This window comes from Pseudomonas sp. 2822-15 (genome assembly GCF_002742515.1).
Classification (GTDB): domain Bacteria; phylum Pseudomonadota; class Gammaproteobacteria; order Pseudomonadales; family Pseudomonadaceae; genus Aquipseudomonas; species Aquipseudomonas salomonii.
In genome coordinates this window covers 566,599-587,899 of the sequence record NZ_LJRY01000209.1, presented here as the reverse complement: position 1 = coordinate 587,899, position 21,301 = coordinate 566,599, and the positions used below count along the sequence as shown (strand labels likewise).

Annotated in this window: 23 protein-coding genes; 14 read left to right on the top strand and 9 right to left on the bottom strand. The window is 60.1% G+C overall.

Annotated features, from left to right (window positions below):
• Positions 1 to 91 precede the first annotated feature (91 nt).
• On the top strand, positions 92 to 724 hold the full coding sequence (gene yfcF, locus AOA59_RS24695) for a glutathione transferase (RefSeq protein ID WP_099489395.1): 633 nt from the start codon (positions 92 to 94) through the stop codon (positions 722 to 724).
• A 3-nt stretch (positions 725 to 727) separates the two neighbouring features.
• Here yfcF and AOA59_RS24690 read toward each other — a convergent pair whose 3' ends face one another.
• The gene (locus tag AOA59_RS24690) at positions 728 to 973 is read right to left on the bottom strand and encodes a hypothetical protein (RefSeq protein ID WP_056859831.1); all 246 of its coding nucleotides are present in this window, start codon (positions 971 to 973) and stop codon (positions 728 to 730) included.
• Between the two features lie 143 nt (positions 974 to 1,116).
• Here AOA59_RS24690 and AOA59_RS24685 point away from each other — a divergent pair, with 143 nt between their 5' ends.
• The gene (locus AOA59_RS24685; protein ID WP_099489394.1) at positions 1,117 to 1,761 is read left to right on the top strand and encodes an ATPase; all 645 of its coding nucleotides are present in this window, start codon (positions 1,117 to 1,119) and stop codon (positions 1,759 to 1,761) included.
• A gap of 33 nt (positions 1,762 to 1,794) precedes the next feature.
• A complete protein-coding gene (locus AOA59_RS24680; RefSeq protein WP_065912053.1) occupies positions 1,795 to 2,136 on the top strand; it encodes a hypothetical protein in 342 nt (113 codons plus the stop codon).
• A gap of 145 nt (positions 2,137 to 2,281) precedes the next feature.
• On the opposite strand, the gene AOA59_RS24675 is transcribed toward AOA59_RS24680, so the two are convergent.
• Both AOA59_RS24675 and AOA59_RS24670 read right to left on the bottom strand, forming a co-directional pair.
• Entirely contained in the window at positions 2,282 to 3,028 is a 747-nt protein-coding gene (locus AOA59_RS24675) for a creatininase family protein (RefSeq protein ID WP_099489393.1), read from the bottom strand.
• A gap of 30 nt (positions 3,029 to 3,058) precedes the next feature.
• Positions 3,059 to 3,772: a murein L,D-transpeptidase catalytic domain family protein gene (locus AOA59_RS24670; RefSeq protein WP_065912060.1), complete on the bottom strand. Its 714-nt coding sequence runs from the start codon at positions 3,770 to 3,772 to the stop codon at positions 3,059 to 3,061.
• Between the two features lie 41 nt (positions 3,773 to 3,813).
• Between AOA59_RS24670 and AOA59_RS24665 the strand changes: the two genes are divergently transcribed.
• Positions 3,814 to 5,397, top strand: a complete 1,584-nt coding sequence (locus AOA59_RS24665; protein ID WP_099489392.1) for a murein L,D-transpeptidase — start codon at positions 3,814 to 3,816, stop codon at positions 5,395 to 5,397.
• Between the two features lie 126 nt (positions 5,398 to 5,523).
• Here AOA59_RS24665 and AOA59_RS24660 read toward each other — a convergent pair whose 3' ends face one another.
• Together AOA59_RS24660 and AOA59_RS24655 are read right to left on the bottom strand one after the other, a co-directional pair.
• Positions 5,524 to 6,102, bottom strand: a complete 579-nt coding sequence (locus AOA59_RS24660) for an AAA family ATPase (protein WP_099489391.1) — start codon at positions 6,100 to 6,102, stop codon at positions 5,524 to 5,526.
• Positions 6,103 to 6,144: 42 nt separating this feature from the next.
• On the bottom strand, positions 6,145 to 7,173 hold the full coding sequence (locus AOA59_RS24655) for an alginate lyase family protein (protein WP_099489390.1): 1,029 nt from the start codon (positions 7,171 to 7,173) through the stop codon (positions 6,145 to 6,147).
• Between the two features lie 104 nt (positions 7,174 to 7,277).
• On the opposite strand from AOA59_RS24655, the gene dapF reads away from it, so the two are divergent.
• A complete protein-coding gene (gene dapF / locus AOA59_RS24650) occupies positions 7,278 to 8,081 on the top strand; it encodes a diaminopimelate epimerase (RefSeq protein ID WP_099489389.1) in 804 nt (267 codons plus the stop codon).
• Here the strand turns inward: dapF and AOA59_RS24645 are convergent.
• Complete coding sequence (locus AOA59_RS24645) at positions 8,078 to 9,211, bottom strand: PAS domain-containing sensor histidine kinase (RefSeq protein ID WP_065912070.1); 1,134 nt, start codon at positions 9,209 to 9,211, stop codon at positions 8,078 to 8,080. The two genes, dapF and AOA59_RS24645, sit on opposite strands and share 4 nt — an antisense overlap.
• The gene (locus tag AOA59_RS24640) at positions 9,201 to 10,019 is read right to left on the bottom strand and encodes an alpha/beta fold hydrolase (RefSeq protein ID WP_099489388.1); all 819 of its coding nucleotides are present in this window, start codon (positions 10,017 to 10,019) and stop codon (positions 9,201 to 9,203) included. Before AOA59_RS24640 ends, AOA59_RS24645 begins: the two co-directional genes overlap by 11 nt.
• A gap of 127 nt (positions 10,020 to 10,146) precedes the next feature.
• On the opposite strand from AOA59_RS24640, the gene AOA59_RS24635 reads away from it, so the two are divergent.
• Together AOA59_RS24635 and AOA59_RS24630 are read left to right on the top strand one after the other, a co-directional pair.
• The gene (locus AOA59_RS24635) at positions 10,147 to 11,358 is read left to right on the top strand and encodes a YgcG family protein (protein ID WP_099489387.1); all 1,212 of its coding nucleotides are present in this window, start codon (positions 10,147 to 10,149) and stop codon (positions 11,356 to 11,358) included.
• Positions 11,359 to 11,507: 149 nt separating this feature from the next.
• Entirely contained in the window at positions 11,508 to 12,053 is a 546-nt protein-coding gene (locus AOA59_RS24630) for a GNAT family N-acetyltransferase (RefSeq protein ID WP_083221697.1), read from the top strand.
• Between the two features lie 4 nt (positions 12,054 to 12,057).
• Here the strand turns inward: AOA59_RS24630 and AOA59_RS24625 are convergent, their stop codons facing one another.
• The gene (locus AOA59_RS24625) at positions 12,058 to 12,552 is read right to left on the bottom strand and encodes a DUF1543 domain-containing protein (protein ID WP_099489386.1); all 495 of its coding nucleotides are present in this window, start codon (positions 12,550 to 12,552) and stop codon (positions 12,058 to 12,060) included.
• Positions 12,553 to 12,658: 106 nt separating this feature from the next.
• Between AOA59_RS24625 and AOA59_RS24620 the strand changes: the two genes are divergently transcribed.
• A complete protein-coding gene (locus tag AOA59_RS24620) occupies positions 12,659 to 13,480 on the top strand; it encodes an aldo/keto reductase (protein ID WP_065912082.1) in 822 nt (273 codons plus the stop codon).
• 53 nt (positions 13,481 to 13,533) lie between these two features.
• Here the strand turns inward: AOA59_RS24620 and AOA59_RS24615 are convergent, their stop codons facing one another.
• Positions 13,534 to 14,049, bottom strand: a complete 516-nt coding sequence (locus AOA59_RS24615) for an Hcp family type VI secretion system effector (RefSeq protein ID WP_017136833.1) — start codon at positions 14,047 to 14,049, stop codon at positions 13,534 to 13,536.
• Positions 14,050 to 14,528: 479 nt separating this feature from the next.
• On the opposite strand from AOA59_RS24615, the gene tssA reads away from it, so the two are divergent.
• Genes tssA through tssG form a run of 6 tightly spaced genes read left to right on the top strand, consistent with a single transcriptional unit; the run spans position 14,529 to position 21,295 of the window.
• Complete coding sequence (tssA, locus tag AOA59_RS24610; RefSeq protein WP_099489385.1) at positions 14,529 to 16,112, top strand: type VI secretion system protein TssA; 1,584 nt, start codon at positions 14,529 to 14,531, stop codon at positions 16,110 to 16,112.
• Positions 16,113 to 16,146: 34 nt separating this feature from the next.
• On the top strand, positions 16,147 to 16,644 hold the full coding sequence (tssB, locus tag AOA59_RS24605; RefSeq protein ID WP_065912087.1) for a type VI secretion system contractile sheath small subunit: 498 nt from the start codon (positions 16,147 to 16,149) through the stop codon (positions 16,642 to 16,644).
• Positions 16,645 to 16,670: 26 nt separating this feature from the next.
• A complete protein-coding gene (tssC, locus tag AOA59_RS24600) occupies positions 16,671 to 18,146 on the top strand; it encodes a type VI secretion system contractile sheath large subunit (protein ID WP_065912088.1) in 1,476 nt (491 codons plus the stop codon).
• Positions 18,143 to 18,562, top strand: coding sequence for a type VI secretion system baseplate subunit TssE (gene tssE, locus AOA59_RS24595; protein ID WP_371919084.1), 420 nt, complete (start codon positions 18,143 to 18,145; stop codon positions 18,560 to 18,562). The genes tssC and tssE overlap by 4 nt, the downstream gene beginning before the upstream one ends.
• Positions 18,552 to 20,339, top strand: coding sequence for a type VI secretion system baseplate subunit TssF (gene tssF / locus AOA59_RS24590; RefSeq protein ID WP_099489384.1), 1,788 nt, complete (start codon positions 18,552 to 18,554; stop codon positions 20,337 to 20,339). Before tssE ends, tssF begins: the two co-directional genes overlap by 11 nt.
• Positions 20,303 to 21,295 (top strand): type VI secretion system baseplate subunit TssG, encoded by a 993-nt coding sequence (gene tssG, locus AOA59_RS24585; RefSeq protein ID WP_099489383.1) that lies wholly within the window; start codon positions 20,303 to 20,305, stop codon positions 21,293 to 21,295. Before tssF ends, tssG begins: the two co-directional genes overlap by 37 nt.
• The last annotated feature ends 6 nt before the right edge of the window (positions 21,296 to 21,301 follow it).

Sequence of the window (21,301 nt, the reverse complement as noted above, 5' to 3'; positions counted from 1 at the left end):
CTATTCCTGCCAGGAATGCCTCCATAAAAACTGCGCATTGTCTTTCTGGTTGCCGATCTCGTAGCGTGGGCCTTCACCCAAGGAGAACCTTATGCCTGCACCGTCGTTGCGCCTTTATGTCGATGCTCAATTCACCAGCCCCTACGCCCTGTCGGTGTTCGTCACCCTGTTGGAAAAGGGCCTGGCCTTCGAAACCGTCACCCTTGACCTGGACACGGCGCAAAACCGCGCAGCGGAATTTGCCCAACTGTCCTTGACCCAGCGCGTGCCCACCCTGGTGCAAGGCGACTTTGCAGTGTCGGAGTCCTCGGCGATCAGCGAATACCTGGATGAGGCTTACCCCGAGACCACGGTGTACCCGACGGACCCAAAACAGCGGGCGAGGGCGCGCCAGGTCCAGGCGTGGCTGCGCAGCGACTTGCAGGCGATTCGTCAGGAACGCTCGACGCTGGTGGTGTTTTACGCACAGAAGAGGCCGCCGCTGTCGCCTGCAGGTGAGGCGGCCGCACGCAAGTTGATCAGCGCGGCACAGGCGTTATTGGCAGGCCACTCGGAATACCTGTTCGGCGCGTGGTCGATTGCCGATGTTGACCTGGCCGTGATGCTCAACCGCCTGATCCTCAACGGTGACAACGTGCCGTCCGAGTTGGTGGCCTATGCACAGCGCCAATGGCAGCGGCCCTCGGTGCAGGCCTGGGTCAACCTGCAACGCCCGGCGCTCTAGGGGTTACAGCCATTCCTGGGCCACGCGCCGGTCCAGGTCTTCCCAATCGGCCATGCCCAGCACGCGCATGGTGTTCAAGCCGCGCAGGTAGCCGCGTAGTTGCTGGGCGCTGGCGCAACGCAGGTCGGCATCTGCGGTTGGGTCCTGCAGCACGTTTTCATAATCGACCAGGTAATCGGCGACCCGCTCGCGAAACTCCGGCAATACGGCTTCGCGGATGCGGTCGAAGGTTTTCTGGTGGGGCTTCATGGCGTGGTCCTTATAGGTTTTATGAGAAGAGGCTGCCTGACACTATCGGTTCAAATGATAGTCACCATCAAGGATCACACGTTCTGTTTTTGCGCCAAAAGCGGACAATCGCCCCATCGACACGCTGCTCAAGGAAATGCGCGATGAGGACGATAATCCAGCTGGGCCTGATGATACTGATGCTCGGCACTACGGTGCTGGCCAACCCGGCGATTGCCGATGATCTGCGTACCGGCCATTTGCTGCCCATCGTCGGTAGCGTAGACTCGCTGCGGCACGCGCAATCGGTGGGGGTGCTGTACAGCGAAAACACCCGCGACAACCTCAGCTATCTTGAACGCTACCACGCCATGGCCATGAACGGCGCCAAGGATGCCCTCGACGGGCGCATCCGTGAGGCATTCGTCAACAGCTCCGACCCGGAACTGGCGATCGATTGGTTAATGAGTTCGTTGCAGGGCACTTTTCTTACCGTAACGGTCTATAGCAGCCTGGATGAACTGGTGCAGGCGCACCCGGATGTGGTGGTGGTGCTCGATACCCACAACCAACTGTTGACCCAGCGTAACGATCAGGTTGAGGCGCGCTTTGTTGCACGCTTCTATGACGCGAACCTGCAATACATCGCCAAGGCCGAAGGCTCGGTGCACAAGCAAGTACCGTCGGTGTGGGTGCATGACAAGGCGGCGCCGGAAATTGCCGCACAGATTGAACAGCAGCGTGATGTACAGCTTGATGCGTTGAAGCAGTTCGATGTGTCGCTCAAGGCGTTGGTACGCGCCAGTTGATGTGAACTTTTCTTTTTATACTCAGGATTTTATATGCGCGCTTTTTTCATTCCGGCCCTGGCTGCTGCACCTTTGTTGCTGACCGGTTGTATCACCGCTCCCAATGCTCCGAGCTTGACTCTGCAAACCAACAAGACCCCTGAGGGCTATGTGCAGTGCGTATTGCCCAAGCTCGAAAAGCACGGCATCACCTCGACTGTGACCCAGAACTCGCGTCACGCCAAAGTGGTGTTGACCAGCAAGATTGCCGCCGATGATGTGCTGGAAGCCTACAAGTCCCAGGACGGCACCAAAGTGTTCCTGTATGAGCGCAAGCCACTGGCGTCGGCAATCAAGCCTTCGCGGCTGGAGTTGGCGGCGCAGGATTGCAAGTAATCCCAGCCTTCACACCGTTCAAGGTGGGAGCTGGCTTGCCTGCGATAGCAGAGTGTCAGTCACTAAACCTCTCGACTGATAGACCGCCATCGCAGCGATGCGGCGACCCGACAAGCCAGCTCCCACATTTGGATTTATGGTGGGCCTAGGGTTTGGCTTCGTTGCTGAAGGCGTTCACGCTGTTGACCAACCCTTGGGCCGCCAACGCTACCAACTCACCGCCTTTTTCCACCGTCGCCAGCGCCGGGTCCGAACCCATGCGCCCATCGGGGAAACGCGCGCGAAAATCCAGCGCTTCGCGGATCGGCCCGGTATTGGCGATTTGCGGCGAGTACTCCGCCGACTTGATCGATTCCGGGTACGCCCACTGCGTCACCGCAATCTCCGACGGCGTGGCGTGGCTGCCGTGGCCCACTGGGAATTGGCGGTGAGCCAGCTCATTGACGCCTTCCAGGTCCCACCAGTTCACCAGCTTGAGCGCAAACCCGGCCGGGCGTCGGGCGTAGCTGGCTTCGGCGTACAGCTCGGAAAAGGCCGCTTCGATGGTGGCGATGTTGCCGCCGTGGCCATTCAAGAACAGGATTTTCTCGAAACCATGCCCGGCCAATGAACGCACCCAGTCGCCAATTGCAGCGATAAAGGTGGAAGGGCGCAACGAAATGGTGCCGGGAAAGCCCAAATGGTGCTGGGCCATGCCGATATTGAAGGTCGGGCCGATCAGAATGTCGGCGTTCTTCTGCGCCTCATGGGCGATGATTTCCGGGCACATCCAGTCAGTGCCCAGCAGGCCGGTGGGGCCGTGTTGTTCGTTGGAGCCGATGGGGATCACCACCGTGCGGCTGCGCTCCAGAAACTGCCCGATCTCGATCCAGGTGGATGTGTGTAGAAGCATGCGACGCTCTCTTTTATCTGTGGGGACAGGCTAACCACCACGGATTGTACGACTACTCGCCACTTGTTGGGGCTTGCAGTTCAAGTACGTCGAAGACTTCAGCCAGCGCTGGTCCGGGTACCAGGAGAACATGAACTGCCCATCCTTGAGTTTGTCTACCACCTGGCGCGCCACTTGCGGGCGTACGGCCGGGCAGCCCTGGCTGCGGCCGATACGGCCTTCGCGCCTGCTCCAGGCCGGGTTCACGTAGTCGGCCGCATGAATCACCAGCGCGCGGTCGCGGGCCTGGTCATTGAAGCCCGGCTCCAGGCCGTCCATGCGCAACGAGTAGCCGTGGGTGCCCAAGTAACTCTCCTGGGTGCGGAACAAACCCAGGCTGGATTGGTGGCTGCCTTCTCGATTGGAAAATTGCGTGGCGAAGTTTTCCCCGGATTTGGCACCATGGGCCACCAGGTCGCGCAGTACCAGGGTCTTCTTGCGCAGGTCGAAGATCCACAGCCGACGGGCGGTCGAGGGCTGGGAGTAGTCAATGACGGCCAGGCGATCCGAGCGCTCTTCGCCGTTATTGACCGCGCATTGCACCGCGCTCAGGGCGCTTTTCAGTACAGTGGGATTGAGTTCTGGAGCCGAGCGCGCCAGGCTGCTATACAAAGTAGGAGGGTTGGCAGTGGCGGCGAGCGTAACATTGCTCAGCGAAGCCAGGGTCACGGCGATCAAGCCGGCGCGGCATATTAAAGTCAGCATGTACAGTACATCCCCCCCGCTGTGGATTGGAGTTGAGTCAATTGTTCAAAAAACACGCATGTTACTTGAGCATTTGCCTGCTCGTTGCACCACTGGTCGCGACAGCTGATGAGCTGCCGATGGATGCCGTACCGGTGGTTTCGACCAGCCCGGTGCAATTGGCCCTTTCTCAACTGCCCAGCGTTTGCCCCGACCTTGCCGCGCAGACAGACGCCACGGCCCAAGCGCGCTTGCAGGCGTTCTACCAGCAACAGGGCAATGTGACGCTGTGGTCCGATGAGCGCCGCCACGCACTGCAATCTCAGTTGCTGATGCTGGCCGACGATGGCCTTGAGCCTTCCCACTATAGCCTGCCTATCGTGGAGGCCACGGGTAACATGCTGTGCAGCGATATCGGCAGCAGCCGGCAATACCTGCAAGCCCTGCAGGATTTGCATTACGGGCGTCTGCAACAATCGCGTTTAGAACCGCTGTGGCATTCCCAGCCACCCACCCTCGACCCCAATATTCAAGTGCTGGCCTTCGCCGCCACCGGCCTGCAAGACATGGCCCAAGCCTTTGACCAGGCGCGCCCCAGCGCCGATCTGTACCGCAGTTTGCGCAATACCTATGCCACCGTGCGCCTGCAGCCGTTGCCCCACTGGGACCCGGTCGCTACCGGGCCGCTGCTCAAGCCGGGCATGGACGACCCGCGCGTGCCCGAACTGGCGCGGCGCTTGTACAACGGCGGCTACCTGGCCAAGGCGCCGGCGGGCAACAGCCGGCAGTACCGCGATGAGTTGGTCAAGGCGGTGAAGGCTTTCCAGCTCAGCCACTCGCTGCAGGCCGACGGAGTGATAGGCACGGGCACCGTGGCCGAGCTCAATATCAGCCCGGCGATGCGCCGCGACCAGCTGCGCATCAACCTTGAACGCTTCCGCTGGCTGGCCCAGGACCTGGAGCCCGAAGGCGTGGTGGTGAATGTCGCGGGCGCGCAACTGAGCGTCTACCAGAGCGGCATCCCGGTGTGGCAAACCCGCCTGCAAGTCGGGCGTGCCGAGCGCCAGACGCCACTGCTCAAGTCGCGCATTACCCGGCTGACCCTCAACCCCACGTGGACCATTCCGCCGACCATCATGCGTGAGGACAAACTCCCGGTCATCCGCCTCAACCCCGAATACCTGCGCCAGCAAAACCTGCAAGTGCTCGACGCCCAGGGCCGCCCATTGACGGCCGACCAGGTGGATTGGTCGCACCCCGGCAACATTCTGCTGCGCCAGGAAGCCGGCCCGCGCAACCCCTTGGGCCGCATCGTGATGCGCTTTCCCAACCCCTATTCCGTTTACCTGCACGACACGCCGAGCCAGCCGCTGTTTACCAAAGGCCCACGGGCTTTCAGTTCGGGCTGTGTGCGGGTTGAGCAACCGATGATGCTGCGCGACCTGCTGGTAACCCCGGCCGAACGCACGCGCACCGAAGAGTTGCTCGCCACCGGCACAACCCATGAGTTCAGGCTGGCCACGCCGGTGCCGGTGCTGTTGGGCTACTGGACAGTGGAAGTCGATCGCCAAGGCGGGTTGGTGTACTCGCCGGATATTTATGGGCGTGACCCGGTGTTGGTGAAGGCGATGGGGGCGGTGCTCTGAAGCTCATGTGGCCGGCTTTTCGTGGCCAGTAGGCTAGCTGTGGCGAGCAGGCTTGCCCTGCGCTGGGCTGCGAAGCAGCCCCAAAACCAGACGCTTATGTGTATCTGAGAAAACGCGGTGACTGTATCAGGGCCGCTTCGCAGCCCAACGCAGAGCAAGCCTGCTCGCCACATCAAGCGTGTTCTCCACATCATGCCTGCTCGCCACCAGGTTGATGTGCGCCAGGATCACGTCGACGGCCTCGGCAGCTGTCGCACCTGCAGTGTCGACAGTCAGTGGCGTTTCAGCCCACGCTTCATATTCATGTACTGAAACGGATTGCCAGGAAGGCGGTACCAACCCGGCAACATCACCGGTGCGGCTTTCCACACGGCGCCGATGTTCCCGCAGGTCAGAGCAAACCACTTCAATATCAAGCAGCTCGGCACCCGCCGTCGCCGCCACGGCCTGCCATGCCTCCCGGCTCTCCTTCACCGGGTTTACACAGTCGGCAATCACCGTCTGCCCCAATCGCAGGTTACTCAATGCCAGCGCATTCGCCACCCCATAACCGCTGGCACCCACATCAGCGTTCAATACGTTTGCATCCCTAAGCGCCTGCTCAATCACGTCAATGCGCAGGTAAACCGCGTTAATCCGACGTGCCAGTTCGCTGGCAATCGTGGTCTTGCCGGTGCCGGGCAGGCCGCTGAATACAATAAGCATGGTCAATCCTTTAAGTAGGGCGCCTGGCCAGTCTAGCGTTGCTTACTTCACATAGCAGGCGCTGATCCAGTCGGCGGGGCGGGCGGCCAATTGCGTGGCTACGGGCAGGTAGCGTTTATCCAGTTGCGCCGCCAGCCAGAACAACGTTGCGCTGCTTCTGGCATCCCAGGTGCCGCTGTAACCGGCTTCGCCCACCTTGGCGCGGTCTTTGTCGAATTGTACGTGGGTGTACACGAACTCCTGGTGGCTGCGTTGCCCGTTGGCATAGGGCACCAGCCAATCCAGGGCGGCGCGCAGCGACGCGCCATTGGCCTTGAGGTTGAGCCAGTCGCCGCCGTAGGGCTTGGCCGCCAGTGCGGCCTGCACCAGCGGTTCAAGGTCGTAGACCACGTAATGCAGGGCGTCACGGTCCTGGAAGTCGGTGACCGAGCCGTCAGCCAGGATATTGTCGGCCACTTGCTGTTTAAACAGCTGATGAGCCTGCTCAAGCATGGCTCGGTCGTCGAGTGCGGCGGCGGCCAGGGTCACCAACTTGACGCGGTGGCTCTGCCAGTTATTGGTCTGGGTGCCTTTTTTCTGCCCATGGAATTGCTCGATATGCGCGATGTAGCCATTGCCCAGGTTGCTGATCAAGCGGCGGCTGGCGGCGCGGGTTTCCAGGCGCAAATGGTCGGCGGTCAGCGCATAGGCCGTGATCAGCATATCGAGGTTGGTTTCGTCGATGGGGTTGAAGTCCGGCTGGTAGACATCGGCCCAGGCGGCAAGGTACTCGTCGACTTGCTTGAGGTAACGCGGGTCACCGCTGATGCGCCAGGCCAGTGCCGCCTGGCGCATCAGCGGCCAGTCCTTTTCGGCAACTATGCTTTGCTCGCGAATGCCGTGGTTTGGCAGGGTGCCTTCAGTGTGCACATGCGGCAACGGCACTGGCCGGTCTGCCAAATGCCGTTGGGCGGCGGCCAACAAGGCGTTGGCTGCGGGGTTTGCAGCCGCAGGCTGGCAGAGGCTTGCAGCCATCGTCACCGCGGGCGATGCGGCCAGCAGCAAGGTAAAGGCAAAAGTCGTTTTGTTCATGAGCGGTTCTGTTGGACAAGGATGCGCCAACGCTAGCACGCGGCTGAAACGGCCTGGATGAAACTCCCGTATGCTTGCAGGCTGATCTCGACCGAGGACCGCCCATGACCTTGCCCTTTGTGAAGATGCATGCCCATGGCGACGATTTCATCATCATCGACCGCCGTGGCCAGGACGACCCGATCACTGCGCAGGTCGCCCGGCGCCTGGGCAACCGCCACACCGGTATCGGCTTCAATCAACTGGCCGTGGTGCTCGACTGCGAAGATGCCCTGGCCCGCATCAAGTTCTGGAACCCCAACGGTACGCCGCTGCAAACCTGCGGCAGCGCCACCCGCGGCGTGGCCGACCGCTTGATGCATGAAACCGGCCGCGACACCGTCGTACTGCGCACCGATCGAGGCTTGCTGACCTGTGTGCGGGCCGCCGGGCAGCAAGTGTCGGTGGACATGGGCGCGCCCTCGTTGGACTGGTCTGCCGTGCCGCTGGCCGAAGCGCTGGACACCCGCACCTTGCCCATCGATGGCACGCCTGCCGCCTGCAGCATGGGCAACCCGCATTGCACGTATTTTGTCGACGACATCAGCGGCATCGACCTGGAAGCCGTGGGCCCGGCGCTGGAAACCCATCCGCTGTTCCCGGCCAACACCAATGTGCATTTTGTGCAGGTGCTGGACCGCAGCCACATCCGCCTGCGGATCTGGGAGCGCGGCGGGGGCGTGCCGCTCGGTTCCGGCTCCTGCTGCTGCGGCGCGGTGGTCAATGGGATTCGGCGCGGGTTGCTGGACGCTACGGTTGAGGTGCAGTGCGACGGTGGCACGGTCACTGTGCAGTGGGATGGGCAGGGCGGTGTGGTGTTGACCGGCCGTGTCGAGCCGGTCATGCAGGGCACGGCGTACTTGGTCTAAAACGTCACGGTAAAGGTCGTGCCCTTGGTGGCGCAGGAACTCACCACCACGTCGCCACCGTGGGCCTTGGCCAGTTCACGCACGATATACAGGCCCAGCCCCACACTACGCACCTCGCTGCCCTGGTCGGTGCCACGGGTCATGGGCTCGAACAGCCCGGCCAGCAGTGTTTGCGGGATCGCGGCGCCGTGGTTATGCACGGCCACTTGGCAGCCACCTTCGCCCAAGCGTGAAGTGATGGTGATGGGCATCAACAAGTCGCCGTAGGCCACGCTGTTGGCCACCAGGTTACCAATGATCTGCTGAACCCGGTCGGCATCCAGGCACGCTTCGCCCATACCTTCGGCCTGATGCTTTAACGTGGCCGTGGGGAAGGCCACGCGCAGTTCATCCACGGCGTGCAGGATCACGCTGTGCAAGTCCAAGGGCGTGGTTTTGATGCTGATCCCGTGGCCGACCCGGGCCTGGGTGAAATCCAGCAGGTCGGCAATCATGCGCTGAGCGCGCTCGGAGGATTGGCCGATATGGCCCAGCAACTGGCGCTCCTTGGGCGTGCGCTCGCTGCGCGCGAGGATGTCCGTGGCCATGCGGATGGCGGTCAGTGGGTTTTTCAAGTCATGGCTGACGATCGCCACCATCTGCTCGGCAAACAACGCGCGACGCTGGGCGATGGCATAAGCTTCGCTCAGTTCCGCCTGGGCCTGATGCAGCGCCAATTCGGTACTGGTGCGTTCCTGCAACAGGGCTTCGGCAAGCTTGCGTGCATTGAGCAGCTCGCGCTCGTACTTGTCGCGGTCGGTGGTGCCGAACAGCGCGATCTCGTGTAGCAACGCGCCGGCCTGTTCGCGGGCGCTGGCGTTAAGCAATACGGTCACTTTGTGCCCGTCGTGGTGCACCAGGTCGAGTTTGACTTCGCTCACGCTGCCGCGCATGCGCAGCATTGGTGCCAGGTGGGTCTGGTGGAATATTCGCCCGCCCATGGTCAGCAAGTCCTGGAAGCGCCGCCCGCACAGCTCGGCGCTGCGCAGCCCCAGCCATTCGCCGAACAGCGTGTTGGCACGCAGGATCGTGCCGTCCTCAGTGGTGACGGCCAGCGCACAGGCGGCGCTGTCGAACAGGTCAGCCGACATGGGCCACGGCCCACGGCGCCAGGAAGTCGTCCATCGCCGCCGTGCAGGCCAGGGGCGCGCTCATATGCGGGCAATGGCCGACGTTATCGACCAGGCAATAGGTGCTGTTGGGCAGCACGCTGTGCAGGTATTCGCCCACTGCGACTGGCGCAATCACGTCGTCGCGTGATTGCAGGATCAGCACGGGCGTGGTCAGGCCGATCACGTCCTTACGGTTGTCCGACATAAAGGTCACTCGCGCAAATTGCTTGGCGATGTCCGGTTCGGTGCGGCAGAAGCTGTCGCTCAGCTCGGCACTCAACGCCGTTGGCTCGGGGGAGGCACCCATGATCACCGGGGCCATGGTGCTGGACCAGCCCAGGTAGTTGCTGTCGAGTGTGTCAAGCAGGTCATCGATATCGCTGCGCTTGAAACCGCCGACGTAACCCACGTCGTCGATATAGCGCGGCGAAGGGCCGATCATCACATGGGCGGCGATACGGCCTGGTGCCAGGCGGTCCGCGAGGGTGGCGATCATCGCGCTGACCGAATGGCTGACCAGGATCACCGGGCCGCTGGCGAACGCGTCGATAATTTCGTTCAAGTCACGGGCGTAGCCCTCCAGCGCAGCATATTTGGTCTTGTCGAATGCGCTGAGGTCCGACAGGCCGGCGCCCACCAGGTCATACATCACGGCGCGAAAACGCTCGGTAAAGTGCGGCACCAGATAATTCCACATGGCCTGGTTGCAGCCGAAACCGTGGGAGAACACCAGGGTCGCCGTGCCGTTGCCCATCACACTGACGTTGTTGCGGTGCTTTAGGTTCATGGGGTTCTCTGCTATGGCGCATTGCTATATGTGTGGGCAGTTTAGATAGTCGCGGGCGTGGGGTCACGCGTTATACGTCTATAAGGTAAAGTCGACGCCTCCTCGAAGAAACTTCAGGTAACAAAGCATGCGGCTGTATTTGCGCCAATCCGTCTTGAGCCTGCTGTCCCTGCTGCTGATGGGGCTGTTGAGCATGGCCCAGGCGGACACTTCGCCGATCAAGGTCGCCCTCAACCAGCGGGTGATCGACCTCACCCATTCGCTGGATAACGACACAACCGAGCGCTTGAAGGCTCAACTCGCCGCCCTTGAACAACGCAAGGGCGCCCAGGTTGCGGTGCTGCTGGTGCCCACTACCGGCGGCGCAACCATCGAGGACTTCGCCAACCAACTGTTCCGTGCCTGGAAACTGGGGCGCAAGGACGTCAATGACGGCATCCTGCTGGTGGTGGCCAAGAACGACCACACAGTGCGTATCGAAGTGGGTTACGGCCTCGAAGCCACGGTTACCGACCTGCTGGCCCATCGCATCATCGAAGAACACATCACCCCGGCGTTTCGCCAGGGCGACTATGCGGGAGGGATTCAACAAGCTGTCGATGACCTGGGCGTGCTGGTAGACGGCGGCGATCTGCCCGAACCCGTGGGGCCTGAGGTCAACCCGCAGGCTATTGCAGTGTTGTTGGCGTTTATCCTGGGCGGCGTCGGCGGCGTGCTGATCGCCGCCGGCAAGCTGCCCTGGCGCCGGGCGTTAATCGCCACCGCGGCGGTTACGGTGTTGTTGACGCTGTACGGGGGCGGCCGCGACTGGCCTATGTACCTGCTGGTACTGCCGCTGACCCTGCTGATTGGCGGCGCGACTTTCGGTGCGTTGTGGCTGGCGCGCACCGTATTTTATTGCGTGATTGGCGTGTTGGCCTACATTGCCGTGCTGCTGGGGGTGGACCACTTCGTGGCCGTCAACTTCGTCCATTGGCTGGTGTGGCCGTTGGGCAGTGCGTTGGTGCTGGGGTTATACGTGGGACTGTTTTTCGTTATCCACCAATCCTGGAAGAACAGCCCGCGCTTCTTCCTCCTGCGGGTGCTGGCGGTGGCTGCCGTTTATGTGGCGGTGGGGTTGCTGCTGGGGAACGGCTACCAAGGCTGGATCATCGCCATACCCGCCGCTTCGGTAGTGGCGTTTATTGTGTTTTTGCAGAGCATTTCCGATGGCGGCTCGGGTTCAGGGGGCGGCTCCGGCTCAAGCTCCGGCAGCTCAGGTTCAAGCTCCAGTTCAAGCAGCAGTTCGTCCGGCGGTGGGGGTTCCAGTGGTGGCGGTGGGGCATCCGGTAGTTGGTAAGCGCTAGCGCGGTTTGTAGCTTACCCATCCTGACTATGCAGGTCATCGAAGCCCTGCACCAGGCGCACAGGCCCTTCGGCAGAGGCAATTACTGGCGCCTGTATTCGTGGTAAAACGTTAACCCTTGCACCCCTGGGTATGGAGACTCAATGTCTGCTTTCAACGCACCACCCATGACTGTTCGGGAGGCCACTGCCGAGGATGCCTTATGCATTGGCGTGCTCGGTATGCAGGTGTTTCTCGACACGTACGCCACCCAAGGCATCCGCGCCTCGATTGCCAATGAGGCGTTGCAAGCCTTTGCGCCGCAGACCATCGCCCAACTGCTGGCACAACCCGGTCTCTCGCTGGTGGTGGCTGAGTCGAATGGCCATCTTGTTGGCTTCGCCCAGATCAAACTCCATGCCACTCATTCGATGATCACAGCACCGGATGCCGCCGAGTTGCAGCGCCTTTACATCCAGGAGCGATTTACCGGGCAGGGCATTGGCTATCGGTTGCTGCAGGCGGCGGAACAGCGCGCGGCCCTGGGCGCCGCGTCTTTATTGTGGGCGACCGTATGGGAAGGCAATGAACGCGCGTTGGGTTTTTACCCTCGACGTGGTTACGAGGTGCTGGGTTCGCCGACCTATACCTTCCAGGGAGAAACCCACGGTAATCGTTTATTTGGCAAAGCCTTGGAGCCCTGCACATAAGGGCTCAGGGCAGGGTGATGTAATCGTTCTGCTGGATGATCGGCTGGTGTGCGCCTTGCACCAGGTGAATATAGCGCCCGTCCACCAGATCGATAGGCAGGCAGTCATCAATATCCATCACGCCATCGGTATGGGCCTGCGACCAGTGCTGCAATAGCTGCTGCCGGCCCTTGCGCTTGGCTTCCTGTTTGTCGCGTGCCACCACCAGTAAGTAATGGTGGGCCTCGCCGAACACCCTGGCTTCATAACCACCCAGGTTGATGAAATACAGGTGATGGGCACCGGCAGGCGGCGCCATTTGGCTGAGTTCAACCTTCCAGCCGTCTACGCCATCGACCGCCATCCAGGCGTCGATATGCATACCCTTGGGGCTGCCGAACCAGCCGTCGCGCAACTGCGAGTAGGTGGCTTGCAGCGTATCCGCCACTGCGAACATCACATCGTGAACTTCGATTTTCGCCCTTGGGTGCTTGCCCCCGAGCATGACCACAAACAGCATTACAGTTCCTGCCTGGCGGTTGGGTAAAGGCTAACCATACTTCGATTGAACCCTTTTGTCCGGTCAGTGCCACACTGTTAATTCGCCAACTCATCAGGAGGTTGTTATGCGCACCATTGATCTGGCCGGTGTTCCCGTGCCTGTCATCGGCCAAGGCACCTGGCGCATGGGTGAAAACCCGGACCTGCGCAAAGCCGAAGTCACCGCGTTGCAATTGGGTATCGACGAGGGCATGAGCCTGATCGACACCGCTGAAATGTACGGCGAAGGCGGCGCCGAAGAGGTGGTGGGCGAGGCCATTCGCGGCAAGCGCGAGCAGGTGTTCCTGGTGAGTAAAATCTACCCTCACAATGCCAGCCACAAGGGCGTGCCGCGTGCCTGTGAGGCCAGCCTCAAGCGCCTCGGCACTGACTATATCGACCTGTACCTGCTGCACTGGCGCGGCCAGTACCCGCTTGAAGAAACCGTCGAAGCGTTTGAACGTCTGCGCGAGGCAGGCAAGATCGGCCGCTGGGGTGTTTCCAACTTTGACGTCGCCGACCTGCAGGAACTTGCATCTCCCAACTGTGCGACCAACCAGGTGCTCTACAACATTGAAGAGCGGGGTATCGAGTTCGACCTGTTGCCCTGGTGGCAACAGCACCATTTGCCACTGATGGCGTACTGCCCAATCGCCCAGGGCGGCGAACTGCTGTCCAGCCCGACGCTCAAGCAAATTGCCCACCGACATGAGGCCACCCCGGCACAGATCGCCCTGGCCTGGGTACTGCGCCAGGACGGTGTGATTGCCATCCCCAAGGCGGTGAGCCCCGAGCATGTGCGGCTTAACGCAAACGCCGCGAAACTGGTGCTCGACGAGCATGATCTGGATGCGATCGACCGCGTGTTCGGTGCACCCAAGCGCAAGCATCCACTGTCAATGGTCTAGCAGACCCGCAGAAACGGTGCCGTCCATGGCCGCCGTTTCTGCGTCACCCAGGGTTAGCCGGCGACCGGGCTACGCCAGTCGTCCGAGCCGGAAGTGCCCGCTACTTCGTGCGTCCAGATGATCTTGCGATAGGTGAAATGCACGTCTTCCAGATGCGTGAAGTGCGCGTTTTCCGGTGCCTGGCAGTTGGGCATGCGTGACTGGATGTCCACGATGGTCGCCCCCTCAAGCTCGATGGTGAAATAGTGTTCCTGGGTGCCGGCCGAAGAGGTACGGAACCATTGAAGTTGGCATTTGACTTCCTCGCCACTGGTCAGCGCGCTGAACAGCAGGGGCGATGATTTATCGAAGACCTTGCTGATCATCAGCGGTTTGTGAACGCGCTGGCCGGTTGGCTGACCGGATTGCGGGTCACGGGGAATGATCACCTGATGCGAAAAAGCCTGGACCAGGATCTGGTCTTCATGGCCCTCCTGGTAAATGTTGCCTACCGAGTCCTGGGTGAACGTGCCTGCCGTAATCAATCCTTGTTTGACACCGGTGATCGAGAGGTATGCGGGTGTTGGCATGACGGGTTTCCTTGCCTGATGGTTGAAGTAGTGCCCAGCCGTAGTTGTGCCGGCTGGGCAAGTTCCTATAACAAGAAGCGTGCCTGAAATTAACAAGCCCAGTAAAAACAGGGGGTTTGCTTGTTATTGAACTTGATTTCATTAAAAGCGTGGATGTTTTAATCAGATTTAAATGAAATGGGTTGCGCAGAAGTGTGCATTAATTTGCTCGTCTAGCTTTTTCATGTGCTTGTTGGGGGAGAGGTTTAATTGAACGTGGTGTGCTGGTTTTGCTGCGCAAAATGGTGCGCACGCCAATGATTTAGGGGGTTGTAGGAAAATCCTTAAGTGCGGTTTTGATACTTGCTGGATGTTATTTGTCCGGCTAGTGTTTGCGAACTTCGTGGAGAGAATGGCGAGGTTTTTATAATCGTATTTTTTGCACCTGAGTGTGCTTCAGGTGCGTGGAATTTAATGTTTTAAATGGTGTGCGGCCCAAAATGGATTATTCAGGCGCTTTGTGTGGTTATTATCTTGAACTTGCCTTAGTGCCCTGTTCGCCAGGTAACTATGCCGGCGCAGACATGCGCTTTTCAAGTGAATATGAGGCTTTGGAAGCCGAGCTTGGCAAGCTGCAATCGATGCATGTCAGCACCCAGCCGGACTGGCAGGTGGTCATGCAGATCAGCGAAGGCCTGTTGCGTCAGCACACCAAGGATCTGCGCGTGGCGGCCTGGTTGACCTGGGCGTTGTACCAACGCGAATCTTTTCCAGGGCTGTTGGCGGGCCTGGGGTTGATGCGTCATTTGTGTGAGCACTATTGGGCGGTTGTCTATCCGCAAAAAATGCGCACCCGTGGCGCAGCACTGGGCTGGTTGGCGCTGCGCCTGGAGCAGGTGTTTGCACACAACGTTTCGCTCAAGGATCAACAGCCAATATTTCGCTGCATGCTTGAGCACCTGGCGCACCTTGATCAGCTCTGGTCTGCGCACTTGAGTGATGAGGCGCCGCTGTTGCTGCCGCTGCGCAGGCAGTTGACGCAGCGGTTGGAGCAGGCCGTACAAGCAGAACGGCCAGAAGCCGTTTCGGCGGGTGTGATTGCTCAGGTCAAGCAGGCGGCGACGCGGCTGCTGAGCCCCGAGCCGGCAACAGGTCAAGAAAAAGCAGGCAACCCTGCGATAGCCAGCGAAAAAGAGGCCCACAAGTCACTGCGCACGCTGCAGGAGCATGGACGGCACTTATGCAACTGGTGGCTGGGCCAGGATGCGACCGACCTGCGCGCCTTGCGCCTTAACCGGGCACTGACCTGGCTGGCGCTCAACAGCTACCCCGACGCTGACAGCGACCGGCTCACGGTGCTGCGTGGCCCGACGCCCGACAAGCTCAAGCGCTACCGAGAGCGTTTTGCCCAAGGGCATTACGGCGAACTGTTGCTTGAGCTTGAGGCCAGCCTGGCGGGGGCCTTGTTCTGGTTTGACGGCTTGCGCATGGTCTGGGAATGCCTTGAGGCCTTGCAGGCCGATCTGGCCATGACCGAACTCGAAGTCAGCTTCGCGCTGTTACTGCAACGGCTGCCGGACCTGCCCGAATTCAGGTTTCACGGGGGTGCGCCATTTGCCGATACCGCCACCCGGGACTGGATCACGCTTCAGGTCGCTCGGCACTTGCAGCCGCCTGCGCCGTCCGGCGTGGTGGTGGATGCCAACGCCGAACCCTGGGAGGCGGCCTTGCAAGAGGTCATGCCCAGGTTGCGCAAGGACGGGCTCAAGGAGGCAATACACGACCTCAAGCAGTGTATGCACAGCGCACGCAGCGAGCGCGCGCGTTTTCATTGGCGGCTGGCACTGGCGCGGTTGTGCATATCGGCAGGCAAGCATGAGCTGGCGAAGGTGCAGCTGGAAGGCCTGGACCACGAGCTTCAGCGCGCCGGTCTGGATCGTTGGGAGCCGGAACTGGCACTGCAGGTTGCACAGCTTTTGTATCGCTGTTGCGAGCTTTTGCCGCAAAACCAGGCCATACGCGAGCGCAAGGAAAGTACCCACCGAAGGCTCTGCCACTTCGATGTTGAAGCGGTACTTGAATAGGCTTTTGAACCCCCTCGAAAAAAGGAGATTTACCGTGGCCAAAGAAGGTTCGGTAGCACCCAAGGAACGTATCAATATCACCTTCAAGCCCGCCGTCGGGGGCGCCCAGGAAGAGGTCGAGCTACCGCTGAAGTTGCTGGTGCTGGGCGACTTCGCCCAGCGCGAAGACCCACGCAAGCTCGAAGACCGCAAGCCGATCGGTATCGACAAGCACACCTTTGATGACGTGCTGGCCAAACAGGCACTGGCGTTGACCCTGAGCGTGCCGAATCGCCTGCAGGAACAGCCCGATATCGAAGCGCTGTCGATCCATGTGCGGGTCAACTCGATGAAGGATTTCACCCCGGCGAACCTGGTCGAGCAAATTCCGGAGCTGCAAAAGCTCATGGCGCTGCGTGAAGCGCTGATGGCCCTCAAGGGGCCGTTGGGTAACACGCCGAGCTTTCGCAAGGCGATCGAACAGGCGCTGGCGGATGACGACTCCCGCGCCCGGGTATTGGCCGAACTGGGGTTGAGTGACCCCGCAGCCTGACATTTTCAGTAAAGGAAACTGATGCCATGACCATCCCACAGCATGCGCTGCCCACCCGAATGGCTGACGAGCACAGCATTCTCGATACCATCATTGCCCAGACACTGCTGAGCGCGGATGACGAGGCCTACAGCATTGCCAAACGCGGTGTCTCGGCGTTTATCGAAGAGCTTGTCAAACCGCACAACAGCGGCGAGCCGGTCAAGAAGCGCTTGGTCGATCGAATGATCGCCGAGATCGACATGAAACTCAGCGAGCAAATGGATGAAATTCTTCATCACCCGGATTTCCAGGCGCTGGAAGCTGCCTGGAGGGGGTTGCACCTGCTCGTCGATCGCACCAATTTTCGCGAGAACATCAAGATCGAACTGCTGAACGTCTCACGACAGGACCTGCTGGACGATTTCGAAGACTCCCCGGAAACCACTCAGTCCGGGCTGTACAAGCATATTTACAGTGCCGAGTATGGCCAGTTCGGCGGCCAGCCCGTGGGTGCCATCATTGCCAACTACTTCCTTGGGCCCAGCGCGCCGGATGTGAAGCTGATGCAATACGTTTCCAGTGTTGCCTGCATGGCCCATGCACCGTTTATTGCCGCCGCAGGGCCGAGCTTTTTCGGTTTGGAAAGCTTTACCGGTTTGCCTGACATGAAGGACCTCAAGGATCATTTCGAGGGGCCTCAATTTGCCAAATGGCAAAGCTTTCGTCAGAGCGAAGACGCCCGTTACATTGGCCTGACCGTGCCGCGGTTCCTGTTGCGTACCCCTTACGATCCCCTTGAGTGCCCGGTCAAGACATTTGCCTACCAGGAAAACGTGGTCAACAGCCACGAACACTATTTGTGGGGCAATACCGCGTTTGCCTTTGCCACCCGGCTGACGGACAGTTTTGCCCGCTTTCGCTGGTGCCCGAACATTATCGGCCCGCAAAGCGGTGGCGCGGTGGAAGACCTGCCCCTGCATCACTTCCAGAGCATGGGAGAAATTGAAACCAAGATCCCGACCGAAGTGCTGGTCTCTGACCGTCGCGAGTACGAACTTGCGCAGGAAGGCTTTATTGCCCTGACCATGCGCAAAGGCAGTGATAACGCAGCGTTCTTCTCCGCCAGCTCGGTACAAAAACCCAAGTATTTCGGTAACAGCGCCGAGGGCAAGGAAGCTGAGTTGAACTACCGCCTGGGAACGCAACTGCCCTACATGATGGTGGTCAACCGGCTGGCGCATTATCTCAAGGTGTTGCAGCGCGAGCAGTTGGGTTCATGGAAGGAGCGTACCGACCTGGAACTGGAACTCAACAAATGGATCCGCCAATACGTTGCCGACCAGGAAAACCCCAGCGCCGAAGTGCGTGGGCGACGCCCATTGCGGGCTGCTCGCATCGTGGTCAGTGATGTCGAGGGCGAACCGGGTTGGTACCGCGTCAACCTCAGTGTACGGCCGCACTTCAAGTACATGGGCGCGGACTTCACCTTGTCCCTCGTCGGCAAACTCGACAAAGAATGAGAAAGGGGCAGGGGATACCCGACTATCGCAGCCTGTTTGAGCGTCTCGAAGGCCTGGCACCCGCCAGGGCCTGCAGCGTAGCGTCGATCGCCGCGCACTTGGAGAACATGCTCGGCACACGTGCAGGCAGTGTCTTGACGCTGCCAGACTACGGGCTGCCCGACCTCAATGACATGCGCTTGAGCCTGCATGAATCATTGAGCCAGTCGCGGCTGTCGATTGAACGGTTCATCCAGGTATACGAACCACGTCTGTCGAATGTGCGTGTCAGGGGCTTGCCCGATACCGGCAACCCTTTGGTCCTGGCGTTTGTGATTGAGGCAACACTGCTCATCGACGGCGTTGTGCAACCGGTGGTTTTTAATGCGCAGTTGGCCGGTGGTGGTCAGGTTGAGGTACAGCCTGATGTCCTTTAACCACTTTTACCAAAGTGAACTCAGTGCCTTGCGCCAACTTGGGCGGCGTTTTGCTGAGCGTAATCCTGCCTTGGCACCTTTTCTCGCCGATTCAGGCCAGGATCCGGATGTAGAGCGTCTATTGGAAGGCTTTGCGTTCCTGACCGGGCGCTTGCGCCAGAAGCTTGCCGACGAGCTTCCAGAGCTGACTCATTCATTGATGCATCTGTTGTGGCCCAACTATATGCGGCCACTGCCGGCCTTCAGCATCTTGCAGTTTGACCCGTTGAAACATGCGTGCACCACGGTCAGCGTAGAACGGGACACGCCGGTTGAAAGCGTGCTGGTCAAGGGTGAGCGCTGCCGCTTTCGTACCTGCTACGCCACCCAGGTGCTGGCGCTGCAACTGAGCCGCCTGGAGTACGTGGCCCAGGGCCCACAAACGCTCCTCAACCTGCGCATGGAGATGAGCGTGGAGGGCAATTTGAGTCAGTTGGCATTCGATCAATTGCGCTTGCACCTGGCGGGTGATCGGCAGGTGAGCCAAGGTTTGTACCTGAGCCTGCTGCGTCATCTGGAAGGCATCGAACTGCGGCTCTTTGACCATGAAGGGCTGGTGATCAGTGATCGCGAGGGCCAGCCGTTGTCGCTGCGGCTTGCTGCAAACCAGGTAAAGCCGGTGGGGTTCGATGAGGAACATGCACTGATTCCCTATCCGGCGAACACTTTTTGCGGCTATCGCCACCTGCAGGAATATTTTGCGTTTGCGGACAAGTATCTGTTTGTCGATGTACTCGGGCTGGATGCGTTACAGGCGTTGCCACATGAACTGCTCAAGCGGGCCAGGTGTGTAGAGCTGCGTTTCAAGTTAAACCACCACGCGCAGGCGACGTACCGTCCCACTCTGGACAACGTAAAGCTGTATTGCACGCCCATTGCCAACCTGTTCAAACATGATGCAGTGCCGATTCGCCTGGATGGCAAGCAGGATGAGTACCTGCTGCTGCCGGGTGGCATAGCGCGGGGCAATGCCGCGGTCTTTTCCGTGGACCAGGTGACCGGATGGCGCCCGGGTGGGCTGGGCTACCAGGCGTATGTGCCATTCGAATCCTTCGAGCATGGCAGTGGCAATGCCACTTCAACGCGCACGCCCAGCTACAGCATTCGTCAGCGCTCGTCGGTGCAAAGTGCCGAGCTGGATACCTGGTTGAGTTTTGGCACTGGCCCAGGCCATGAGCAGGAAACCCTCTCGATTGAATTGACCTGCACCAACCACAACTTGCCACAGCTGCTGCAAGTGGGAGAGATCAACCAGCCCTGCGAACAAACACCGGAATTCCTGACGTTTCGCAATATCTGTGCGCCGACGGCGAGCTTTGCTCCGCCTCTGGACCAGGACTTCCTCTGGAAGTTGATCAGCAACATGTCGCTCAACTACCTCTCGTTGACCGATACCCGCGCCCTGAAAGTCATCCTCCAGACCTACGACTTGCCGCGCTATCACGATCGACAGGCACACAACGTCAGTCAGCGAAGACTGGATGCATTGAAGGCCATCCGTCATCAAGCCGTCGACCGAATGCACCGTGGGCTGCCGATACGCGGCCTGCAGGTCGACCTGAGTATTGACGCCAACGGCTTTGCCGGCCAGGGCGACTTGTTTGTCTTCGCCTCGGCACTCAATGAGTTTTTTGCCCTCTACGCCGGCCTCAATTCGTATCACGAACTGCGGGTCACCAGCACACAAGGAGACGTGTATCTATGGCCACCCCGGATGGGTCGGCAGGCCCTGCTTTGAGCGCTCTAACACGCACAATTCGCGAGTATTCGTTGTTCCAGGCGGTGCTGCAGGTGATCGAACGCCTGCGCGACAGCCATCCATCGCTGGATGACGACACGTTATATGACTTGCTCGAGTTCCAGGCCAACCCAAGCCTGGGGTTCCCTAGGCACGACATTGACCGGGTGGCTTTTTTTGTCGAACACGGACAGTTACGCGCTCGCCTGCGGCTTAACGTGCTGGGCCTGTTTGGCGCCGGTTCGCCATTGCCCGGGTTCTATCAAGAACAGGCGAGTGGCAGCGTGAGCCGTGGCTTTCTTGACGTATTTCACCATCGCCTGCAGAGGTTGATGCTGCCGATCTGGCGCAAATATCGCTATCGAGCGAGTTTTCGCACCGACGCCAGTGATGCTTTTTCCGCGCAGATGTTCGCGCTGGTCGGGCTGGGCAGCCACCAGATTCGCGACGCGGCGCAATTGGACTGCAAGCGATTGTTGCCGTACCTGGGGCTGCTGAGCCTGCGAGTGCACTCGGCCACCTTGATCGAAACGGTGCTGCGTCATTACTTCAAGCACAGCCGTTTGTTCATAGAGCAATGGGTTGAACGCACGGTGGTTATCGGCCAACAGCAACGCAATCAACTCGGGGCGGCCAACAACGTGCTTGGCGAAGACCTGCTGCTCGGCCACCAGGTTGCCGATCGCAGCGGCAAGTTCAGGGTGCAGGTCGAGGGCTTGAGCTGGCCGCGCTTTCACGCGTTTCTACCCGCTGGCAGCGCGTGCAAGCCGTTGTGCTCGCTGGTTCGCCTGATGCTGCGCACGCCACTGGAATATGACGTGCGCCTGGTACTGGCCGAGGGTGAAGTTCGGCCGCTGCATATTGGCGAGCGCAACGTGTGTCGTCTCGGTTGGACCAGTTGGTTGGGGTACGAGAGTGCCGACGGTGTGGTCACTCTGGCCAGCAACTCTGATTAGGGACTG